This window comes from Azoarcus taiwanensis, from assembly GCF_012910885.1.
Taxonomy (GTDB): Bacteria; Pseudomonadota; Gammaproteobacteria; order Burkholderiales; family Rhodocyclaceae; genus Azoarcus_F; species Azoarcus_F taiwanensis.
Genome location: NZ_WTVM01000152.1, coordinates 1 through 8,606, shown reverse-complemented (window position 1 = coordinate 8,606; position 8,606 = coordinate 1). Strand labels below are relative to the sequence as shown.

At 65.9% G+C, this 8,606-nt stretch carries 10 protein-coding genes and 1 pseudogene; 9 read left to right on the top strand and 2 right to left on the bottom strand.

Features of this window, described 5'->3' with window-relative positions:
* From GPA21_RS17550 to GPA21_RS17535, 4 genes and pseudogenes are all read left to right on the top strand, one after another.
* Positions 1 to 824: pseudogene (locus GPA21_RS17550) on the top strand (hypothetical protein); the annotation flags it as partial.
* A gap of 8 nt (positions 825 to 832) precedes the next feature.
* A complete protein-coding gene (locus tag GPA21_RS17545) occupies positions 833 to 1,546 on the top strand; it encodes a hypothetical protein (RefSeq protein ID WP_168989402.1) in 714 nt (237 codons plus the stop codon).
* Positions 1,546 to 4,335: an AAA family ATPase gene (locus GPA21_RS17540; protein WP_168989401.1), complete on the top strand. Its 2,790-nt coding sequence runs from the start codon at positions 1,546 to 1,548 to the stop codon at positions 4,333 to 4,335. Before GPA21_RS17545 ends, GPA21_RS17540 begins: the two co-directional genes overlap by 1 nt.
* Before the next feature lie 125 nt (positions 4,336 to 4,460).
* Complete coding sequence (locus GPA21_RS17535) at positions 4,461 to 4,802, top strand: hypothetical protein (protein ID WP_168989400.1); 342 nt, start codon at positions 4,461 to 4,463, stop codon at positions 4,800 to 4,802.
* 9 nt (positions 4,803 to 4,811) lie between these two features.
* Here GPA21_RS17535 and GPA21_RS17530 read toward each other — a convergent pair whose 3' ends face one another.
* The gene (locus GPA21_RS17530) at positions 4,812 to 5,015 is read right to left on the bottom strand and encodes a hypothetical protein (protein ID WP_168989399.1); all 204 of its coding nucleotides are present in this window, start codon (positions 5,013 to 5,015) and stop codon (positions 4,812 to 4,814) included.
* 40 nt (positions 5,016 to 5,055) lie between these two features.
* Between GPA21_RS17530 and GPA21_RS17525 the strand changes: the two genes are divergently transcribed.
* Positions 5,056 to 6,087, top strand: a complete 1,032-nt coding sequence (locus GPA21_RS17525; protein WP_168989398.1) for a DUF2157 domain-containing protein — start codon at positions 5,056 to 5,058, stop codon at positions 6,085 to 6,087.
* 32 nt (positions 6,088 to 6,119) lie between these two features.
* Positions 6,120 to 6,473 (top strand): DsrE/DsrF/TusD sulfur relay family protein, encoded by a 354-nt coding sequence (locus GPA21_RS17520; RefSeq protein WP_168989397.1) that lies wholly within the window; start codon positions 6,120 to 6,122, stop codon positions 6,471 to 6,473.
* A 42-nt stretch (positions 6,474 to 6,515) separates the two neighbouring features.
* Here GPA21_RS17520 and GPA21_RS17515 read toward each other — a convergent pair whose 3' ends face one another.
* The gene (locus GPA21_RS17515) at positions 6,516 to 6,968 is read right to left on the bottom strand and encodes a DUF411 domain-containing protein (protein ID WP_168989396.1); all 453 of its coding nucleotides are present in this window, start codon (positions 6,966 to 6,968) and stop codon (positions 6,516 to 6,518) included.
* Between the two features lie 95 nt (positions 6,969 to 7,063).
* Between GPA21_RS17515 and GPA21_RS17510 the strand changes: the two genes are divergently transcribed.
* From GPA21_RS17510 to GPA21_RS17500, 3 genes are read left to right on the top strand one after another with little or no spacing between them, the layout of a single operon-like run.
* Positions 7,064 to 7,606, top strand: a complete 543-nt coding sequence (locus GPA21_RS17510) for an O-acetyl-ADP-ribose deacetylase (protein ID WP_168989395.1) — start codon at positions 7,064 to 7,066, stop codon at positions 7,604 to 7,606.
* Positions 7,603 to 7,932 (top strand): antibiotic biosynthesis monooxygenase family protein, encoded by a 330-nt coding sequence (locus GPA21_RS17505; protein ID WP_168989394.1) that lies wholly within the window; start codon positions 7,603 to 7,605, stop codon positions 7,930 to 7,932. The genes GPA21_RS17510 and GPA21_RS17505 overlap by 4 nt, the downstream gene beginning before the upstream one ends.
* Entirely contained in the window at positions 7,929 to 8,453 is a 525-nt protein-coding gene (locus GPA21_RS17500) for a GNAT family N-acetyltransferase (RefSeq protein WP_168989393.1), read from the top strand. The genes GPA21_RS17505 and GPA21_RS17500 overlap by 4 nt, the downstream gene beginning before the upstream one ends.
* Positions 8,454 to 8,606: the final 153 nt, after the last annotated feature.

Sequence of the window (8,606 nt, the reverse complement as noted above, 5' to 3'; positions counted from 1 at the left end):
GTCACTTGCTGTCCAAGCTCAACGACTTGACCTGGCACTTCGAGGAGGCGATCGCCTCCGGGTCGGAATTCAACATCGTCGCCTCGCGCCGCCGCCTGTCGGCCAACGAGCGCTGGCTCGCGCGCGGCACCGAAATCATGAATCAGCTGCTTGCCGACCCGGATGTCGATTTCGAAATCGCCCGCGTCGCCCAGCGCATCGGCCTGGCGCAATCGCGACTCGCCCGGGTGGACGCCAGCTTCCAGCGCGCGCTGAACAAGATCGAGGCCCAGCGGGTCACCCTCGGCGCCTCCGGCATCTCGTCGTCCGATGTCGCCGCCTGGCTGCGCCAACTGGATATCGACCGCCTGGTTGACATCGCTGACGGGGCACTCTTGACGGTGCCCGACCTGCCGCTGCTGGCCGGCGGTCACGAGTTGCTCGACCGCGCCGAAGTGGTGCTCAGCGAAGAAGTCCGCGCGCGCGAAACCGAACAGGCCCTGCCCCCGCCGAGCGACGCCGAAGTCGACACCCGCCCGGAGCACGAGGACCTCGCGATGCTCGAACACTTCACCCGCCGAATCGACGCCCTGCCCGAATCCGCCCCGCTCGCGACCCTCGTTGCAGGCGGCGGCTTTGCACCTGCCTCCTACCGGCTGTCCATGCTCGCGCTGCTCGCCGACGGCGGCGAGGGCCCCGCCGAGGGTCCGGTAGGCAGCTTCATGCGACTGCCGGTCGAGGTTTCCTTCGGCGACGAGCTGACCCCGGTCGGCGAAGACGAGATCGCGCTGATCAGCCACGGCGAAGTCACCCCCCGCCGGCCTGCAACACCCGCCACGGAATAGAAACGATGATCGAACACGACGTCAAGGCGCTCACCGCGCGCCTGATCGCCCATCGATGGTTGCCACGCAGCGACCGCCTGGTGCGCCGCGCGCTGGTGGACGAAGCCTTCCGCATCGACCTCGACCACCGCCTCGCCGCGGCCGGTCTGCAACTGCAGGACAACCCCTATGCCGGCCATGTCGCGGTCGCGCTCGCGCCGGACATGATGGAGCCGGTCTTCGGCGCGCGGCGCGAATACGCGGCCAGCAACGTCGGTCTGAACCGCGACGAAGTCGCACTGCTGGTCGTCATCTGGTCGCTCATCGTGCTCCCCAAGCGGGAGCGCCAGGTCACCCGCCGCGAAGTCGCGGACGACGGCCAGACAGACATGTTCGGCGGCGACAAGCCGGTGGCGCACGACGCCACGGTGTCGGCCGCGCTCTCCGAGGCCTCGCTGATCGCCGATTTCGGCCCGGCACTGGGCGGTCGCAGTCGGGTCAAGAACTTCATGCTCGGCAAGCTCGCGCGGCTGGGTTTCATCGAGCGCCGCAACGGCATGATTCTCGAAGGTCCGCTGCTCGACGTCGCGCTCGACTACCGCATCATGGCCGACCGCGTGATCCACGGCACGCTGGCCGACGTGCTCTCTCGCGCAGGACATCCGGTGCCCGAAGCCAACGCCTTCGAAGTCGCCGACGTACTGCCGGACGAGGACGTCGAATACGACGAGGACCAAGCCTGATGTTCCACATAAAACAGCTCGAACTGGTCCACTGGGACTACTGGCGCCGCTTCTCCCTGCCGCTGGACGCCCAGATCATCACAATCGTCGGCCCCAACGGCTCCGGCAAGACCACCCTGCTCGACGCCCTGCGCACGCTGTTTGCGCTGCGCTGCTCGGGCAAGCGGGACTTCCGCCGCTATGTGCGCCGTGCCGACCGCAGCTTCGCGTGGATCCGCGCGGTCGTCGCCAATCAGCCCGGCAACACCGGCCGCCGCCCGTTCTTCCCCTGCCTCGCCGACCAGGTCACGCTCGCCTGCCGAATCCGCCGTGCCGGCGGCGAGTGGACCCGCGACTACACCATTGTCGACGGCGACGTCGACATAGAAGCGCTGGAACAGGCAGAGGACTGGGTCGGCCTGCGCGACTACCAGAGCCGCCTCGCCTGGGGCGGGCTCACCCCGGCCATCGCCAAAGTGCTGGCCCTGGAACAGGGCGACACCGACAAGCTCTGCGAGTACTCCCCGCGCGCGCTGCTCGAGCTGGTGTTCGACGTCTTCGGTGACAAGGAGGTGCTCGACAACTACCAGGCGGCCCGCGAGGAGCAGCGCAACGCCGAACGCGAACTCGACGACCTGGGCCTGGACCTCGACCGCCTGCGTGCCCAGGCCGAGGCACGCCGCCTCGAAGCCGACAACTATCTGCAGTGGAAGCAGATCGCCGACGAAGCGCAGGCGCTCGAAGCCGAAATCGTGCCGCGGCTCGAAGCCGCCGAGCTCGCCCGCGACATCGCCGACGAGCGCGAGCGGCTTGCTTCGGAGCGCAGCGAACGCAGTGCCCGGCTCGCGGCGCGTCGCGAAGCACTCACCCGGCTTGAAACCGTGCAAGGCGAGCAAGCCGCCGCCGAGGCCGAACGTGCCGTACTGGCTGCGACAAGCTCCGAGGCGGAGGCCCGCCACCTGGCCGCCCACGACCGGGTACGGGATCTCGACAGACTGTTGCACGAACGCGATGCCCTGCGCGCGCAGCTCGCCGCCGAACATGGCGCCGATGCGGTCGCACTCGAAGCCGAGCACGAAGCCCTGGAGGCCGAACTCGGCCGGCTGCGCGCGGCCGAACGCGACTACGTCACCCGCTTCGAGGACAAGACCCAGAGCCTGCGCAATGCAAGAAGCCGCAGCGGCCCGCCCAGCGACCCGGAGGTTGCCCGCTTTCGCGCGCTGCTCGCCGACGAGGGCATTGCTCACTGCGGCCTCGCCGAAATCGTCGAAGTCACAGACCCGCTCTGGCAGACCGCGGTCGAAGCGGTGCTGCGCCCCTACCGCCACATCGTGCTGCTCGAACGCGAAAGCGACCGCCACACTGCCTGGGCACTCGGCGAGCGCGAGCGTTTCCGTCACTTTCTCGTACCGGAGCGCGAGGAGGCCCCGCCAGCCCGAGCACAAAGCCTTGCCGAGGTCGTGCGTTTCTCCGCACCGGTACCCCGCTGGCTTGCCGATCTGCTCAACCGTATCCGCCGGGTCGACAGCGTCGAGGCGGCCCGCAGCCTCGAGCGCGACATCGAGTGGATCACCCGTGACGCCTATCACCGCGAGCGGCGCGGCGCCCGGCACCTCGGCCGGCCTGCGGACTTCCATTTCGGCGAGCTCGCCCGCCAGGCGCGCATCGCGCAACTGGAAGACGAAATCCGCAAGCTGGACAGCGAACTGCTGGCGCTCCGCCCACAGGTCACCCAAACCGCCGACCGGCTCACCGCCCTGCGTCAGCGACTGCTCGGGCTGCAATCGGCCCAGTTGCTGGCCGCCAAGGCAAGCCAGTACGCCCAGGCAGAGACCGAACTGCCCGAAGCCCGCAAGACGCTCGCCGACGCGAGCGCCGAACGTGACAGCGCTCGCGCCGCCGCCGAGGCGCTGTCCGGACGACTCTCCGGCATCGCCATCGAGATCGATCGCCGCAAGCGCGAACTCAACGGTCACGACGCCCGCCTGGCCGAGCTCGAACGAGAAACCGGCCCTCGCCGTCATACCCAGGCTCAACGCATCACCCGCCTGCGCGCCCTCCGCCGAGGAATGCCCGCGCACTGGCGCGATCCGTCGGAGATCGCGCTGCTCGCCGAGCGCTACGAGTCCGCCGCCGGTGCGAGGCGCGAGCGCGACCGGTTGCGCACCCGCCTCAGCGAGGGCGACTGGATCACCGACGCCTCGGTGCTGACCCTGGCCGAGCGGCTCAAGGCCGATGTCACCAAACGCGAGCAGGACTACCGCGACCGTCAGGGCTATTGCGCCACCGCACGCCGCCTCACCGAGGAAGCGCGCAATGCGTACATCGCCAAGCTCCGCGCCACCGTGCGCCAGTATGGCAAGAACCTGAAGGCACTCGGCGACCTCGCAGGCGTCGGCGTGGATTGCCCGCCACCGGCGCTGGGCCACGACGACGTCTCGCTCGCCCAGGCCGGTCTCGAGGTTCGTTTCGACTTCGACCGCAAGGGTGCGGTCGGTCTCAACGACGGCGAAGCCTCTGGCGGCCAGCAGGTCATGAAGTCGCTGATCCTGCTCATCGCACTGCTAATGGACGAAGCCCGCCCCGGCGGATTCGTGTTCATCGACGAGCCCTTTGCCCACCTCGATGTCGCAAACATCGACCGTGTCGGCACTTTCCTCCGCGCCACCCGCGCGCAATACCTGATCACGACTCCGGTCACCCACAACGCCAACGTCTTCGAGCCTTCGCAACTGACGCTGGTCACGCGCAAGAAGAAACCAGGTGACGAATGGGCGCCGACGATCGGTGTGCTGGCCCGTGCCTCGTAAAGAGTCGAATCCTTCGTGCGTTTCTGCTAATGTTGCTATGCAGCATTTCTCCGCGATGCGCGATGTCGGAACATCGCTGCCCGCGGACACCCGACGCACGACTGAAACGACACCCTTGAGGGACAATGCCCGGATTTGGAGATTTTTCCCGTACAGCCGAAGAAATCGAGCGCGAAATCATCAAACGTGGTCTCGCGCTGGGTATAAAGTGGGACGATAACGTCCGTCTTCACGCGCTAGCACGCCAGGCCTTGCGTTGCACTCCGTCATGCATGATGACGTTGCTTCGCAGCCCGATTCGGACCGAAAAGCTCACCGGCGAACTGTTCGCCCTGTCCGAACTGATGATGCAGAACATGCGTGAAAGTGCCGATGTGGGCGTTCATACGCATGGCGGCGCAACCTGGAAGGCTTTCGGCAAGGCCCTGTACGATGAGTACGAAGCCGGCGTGCGACCGGAGGACTAGGGCCTGTTCTCATTCGCGCTGGCGGATCGCGTGGGTCAGTCTGGCTGTGCCGGCAAGGCGCGCGAGGCAGTCAATGGCCGCCCCCTTGACAACGAGCGCAACGCCGCCGGCGCGGCCAAACTGGCCCACCCGAAGGGCTCGCACCAAATGGCTCGCATCTCGGCGTTGCGCCTCCTTGATCTGCGAGCCATTTGGTGCGAGCGTGACCGCCATGGCGAATGAGAACAGGCCCTAGAACTTAGGAGGTCCGAGGATGGACGTAAACCGCGCGCTGCTGCGCGAAGCGAGCAGCAAGGGCTTGATCGACGAACGACAGGCCGATGCCTTGTGGCAGTTCCTGTCCGAGCGCGGTCAGGACAGCGCCAACTTCCGCTTCACCCACATCCTCTACTACCTCGGGGGCATGCTCGCGATCGGGGCGATGAGCCTGTTCATGAACCTGGGCTGGGAAGCCTTCGGCGGTGCTGGCCTGTTCCTGATCGCGCTGGCCTACGGCGCCGGTGGATTGTGGCTCACGGAACATCTCCTGCGCCGGCGCCAGTTGCCGATTCCGGCCGGCATCACCGCCACCTTCGTCGTGGTGCTGGTGCCGCTTGCGGTCTACGGGCTGCAATCGGCACTTGGGCTCTGGACCGAGGGCATGGCCTACCGTGACTACCACCGCTTCATCGACTGGCGCTGGATCTTCATGGAGCTGGCCACGCTGGCCGCTGCCGCGGTATTGCTGTGGCGTTACCGGCTACCTTTCCTGGTGATGCCGGTTGCGGTGACGCTGTGGTACATCGGCATGGACATCGTGCCCTTCCTTTTCGACGGCGACCGCTCCTGGGAACTGCGCAAGCTGGTCTCGATCCACTTCGGCCTGCTCTTCATCGGCCTCGCCTTCTGGGTCGATCTGCGCTCGAGGCAGGCGAAGGACTACGCCTACTGGCTTTACATCTTCGGCGTGCTCACCTTCTGGGGCGGATTGTCGCTCTCGAGTTCGGACAGCGTACTGGCGAAGTTCGGCTATTTCTGCATCAATCTTGGAATGATCTTCGTGGGCGCCGTATTGGCGCGCCGCGTCTTCGCGGTCTTCGGCGCCCTCGGGTCAGCCGGCTACCTGGGCTACCTCGCTCATAACGTATTTCGCGATAGTCTGCTCTTCCCGTTCGCGCTGACTGCGATCGGACTCGGTATCATCTACCTCGGCATTCTGTGGCAACGCAATGAGCGCACCCTCAGCAGCCACTTGCGCAGCAAGTTGCCCCAGGCGCTGCGCGAGCTCATCGAAGCCCGCCACTGAGCCATTCAACACAGAAAGACTGGAGCAGGCCCATGCAGAAGATCGTCATCATCATCCACGCGCCGCCGTACGGAAGCGAGCGCTGTCTATCAGCACTGCGACTCGCAACTGCGCTTGTTTCATGCGATCAGAAACCCGAACTGCAGTTGTTTCTGATGTCTGACGCCACCGTGCTCGGGCTGCCCAATCAGGTCGATGGCAACGGTAACGGACTACAGGGCATGGTCGAGGAGCTGGTTTCGCATGGCGTATCAGTGCGCGTGTGCCGCACCTGCGCATTCGCGCGCGGCATCGGCGAGCTGCCGCTGATCCCGGGCACCAGCATCGGCACCCTGGGGGAACTTGCGCAGGCCACGCTCGCCGCGGACAAGGTCATCACCTTCTGATCGCCACGGGAGACGGCTCACCGTCTCCCGCTTGCGGGGCCGTCAGTGGCTGGAGAAGACGTAGGCGCTGCCGCGGGCATCGAAGCCGATCACGTCGTAGCGCTCTGCCGGGTAAGGGCCCTCCATGCCCGGCGAGCCGAGCGGCATGCCCGGCGCCGAAATGCCGACGATGGCGGGTCGCTCCTCGAGCATGCGCTGGACATCGGAGGCCGGCACATGGCCTTCCACGATGTAGCCATCGATCGTGGCCGTGTGGCAGGACCCCAGCTCGGGCGGAACACCCGCCTCGCTCTTCACCAGCACCATCTCGAGCGTTTTCACCTGCTGAACCCGAAAGCCGTTCTCGCGCATGTGGTCGGCCCACTTCCCGCAGCAACCGCATTCCGGATGCTGGTACATCACCATTTCAGGTTCCGCGGCCAGCGCGGGCATCGCAAGCAGGCTGCCGCAGAGCGCGAACAGCGACAGGGATCGGTTGAGGACACGGCGAGTCATGATCTGGAGCACTCCTGTTGATTCGGTCGACGGCAAACCCGCCTTCGACGCGACGCGCTAAGATTAACCTCACTCTAGCGCTGGACGAATTGACCATGGACAAAACGAATCGTTGCACGCTGAAGACGGTGCGTGCGGACATCACGACGCTCGCCGTGGACGCCATCGTCAACGCCGCCAACAACAGCCTGCTCGGTGGTGGTGGCGTCGATGGGGCGATTCACCGCGCAGCAGGGCCAGCGCTGCTCGCCGAATGCCGCACGCTGAACGGCTGCGAAACCGGCGACGCAAAGCTGACCAAAGGCCATCGCCTGCCTGCCCGCTTCGTCATCCACACCGTCGGCCCGGTCTGGCACGGTGGTGCCAAGGGCGAAGCCGCCACTCTTGCCTCGTGCTACCGGCGCGCCCTGGCACTCGCCCGGCAGGCCGGTGCGCGGACGGTGGCGTTTCCCAGCATCAGCACCGGTGTGTATGGCTACCCGTTCGAACAGGCCGCACAGATCGCGGTCGACACCGTCCAACACACGGTCACCGATAGCGGCGATTTCGACGAGGTCGTGTTCTGCTGCTTCTCGGATGGCGACAAGGCGATCTACGATCACATCCTGGCAAGTGTCGACTCCGGAGTCGACCGATGAAGTACATCTTCGAGGTGCGCATGAAACCCGGTTACACCGTCGAGGAATACGCCGCAGCCTGGACCGAGGCGAGCCGGATCATTCAGCAGACACCCGGCGCCAAAGGCACCTACCTGCACCGCAAGCTCGGCGAACCTGACACCTTGCTCGCCATCGCCCACTGGCAATCCAAGGCCCACCGCGACGCCAAGGACGACGAGCGCAGCGAAACCGTCCGTCGCATTCTCGCCCGCCACGCGGAGAAGTGCGAAACCCGGCTGATCGGCGAGTTCGAGGAGCCGGAATGGTCGGTGCCGCCGCAACCGGGCTCCGGAAACGAGGCATGAGGCTCGTCGACTGCAGCGAATCACGCCACGCCGGGGCCATTCTCGCGATTCTCAACCACGCCATCGAGAGCTCGACCGCAATCTACGACTACGTGCCGCGGCCGGCCGAATCGATGCCGCCCTGGTTCGCGATGCGACGGGATGCTGGCATCCCCGTGATCGGCGTCGAGAACGACGAGGGCGAGCTCCTCGGTTTCGCCACCTGGGGCCCTTTCCGCCCGTTCGCAGCGTTCAAATACAGCGTCGAACACTCGCTCTACGTGCATCATCAGCATCGTGGCACCGGCTTGGGCTCGATCTTGCTCGGAGAATTGATCACCCGCGCTCAAGCGCATGAGGTTCATAGCCTGGTCGGCGCGATCGACGCGCAGAACCGGGGCAGCATCCGCCTTCACGAGAAGCACGGCTTCAAGCATGCCGGCACCATCCGCGAGGCCGGCTTCAAGTTCGGCCGTTGGCTCGACCTCGCGTATTACCAGCGGCTACTGGACACGCCGGCGAGGCCGACGGAGGACGTCTGAGGGTTCAGCCTTTTCGCGGCTTACGCCGCTTATATGGACGCCTCCCGGTTTGGCAAGTGAAGTTTGCATTTTTGACGTTCCAGAGTCTGGCTGCAGTCTTATATCCGGCCTGTTTGGCAGACCCGATGTCTGCTGGCCCTGATGGAATTCGCC

Bases quoted from the DNA above. Each gene is read 5' to 3' on its own strand.
- GPA21_RS17540 (WP_168989401.1), top strand. From the start codon at position 1,546: ATGTTCCACATAAAACAGCTCGAACTGGTCCACTGGGACTACTGGCGC.
- GPA21_RS17535 (WP_168989400.1), top strand. From the start codon at position 4,461: ATGCCCGGATTTGGAGATTTTTCCCGTACAGCCGAAGAAATCGAGCGC.
- GPA21_RS17530 (WP_168989399.1), bottom strand. From the start codon at position 5,015: ATGGCGGTCACGCTCGCACCAAATGGCTCGCAGATCAAGGAGGCGCAA.
- GPA21_RS17525 (WP_168989398.1), top strand. From the start codon at position 5,056: ATGGACGTAAACCGCGCGCTGCTGCGCGAAGCGAGCAGCAAGGGCTTG.
- GPA21_RS17520 (WP_168989397.1), top strand. From the start codon at position 6,120: ATGCAGAAGATCGTCATCATCATCCACGCGCCGCCGTACGGAAGCGAG.
- GPA21_RS17515 (WP_168989396.1), bottom strand. From the start codon at position 6,968: ATGACTCGCCGTGTCCTCAACCGATCCCTGTCGCTGTTCGCGCTCTGC.
- GPA21_RS17510 (WP_168989395.1), top strand. From the start codon at position 7,064: ATGGACAAAACGAATCGTTGCACGCTGAAGACGGTGCGTGCGGACATC.
- GPA21_RS17505 (WP_168989394.1), top strand. From the start codon at position 7,603: ATGAAGTACATCTTCGAGGTGCGCATGAAACCCGGTTACACCGTCGAG.
- GPA21_RS17500 (WP_168989393.1), top strand. From the start codon at position 7,929: ATGAGGCTCGTCGACTGCAGCGAATCACGCCACGCCGGGGCCATTCTC.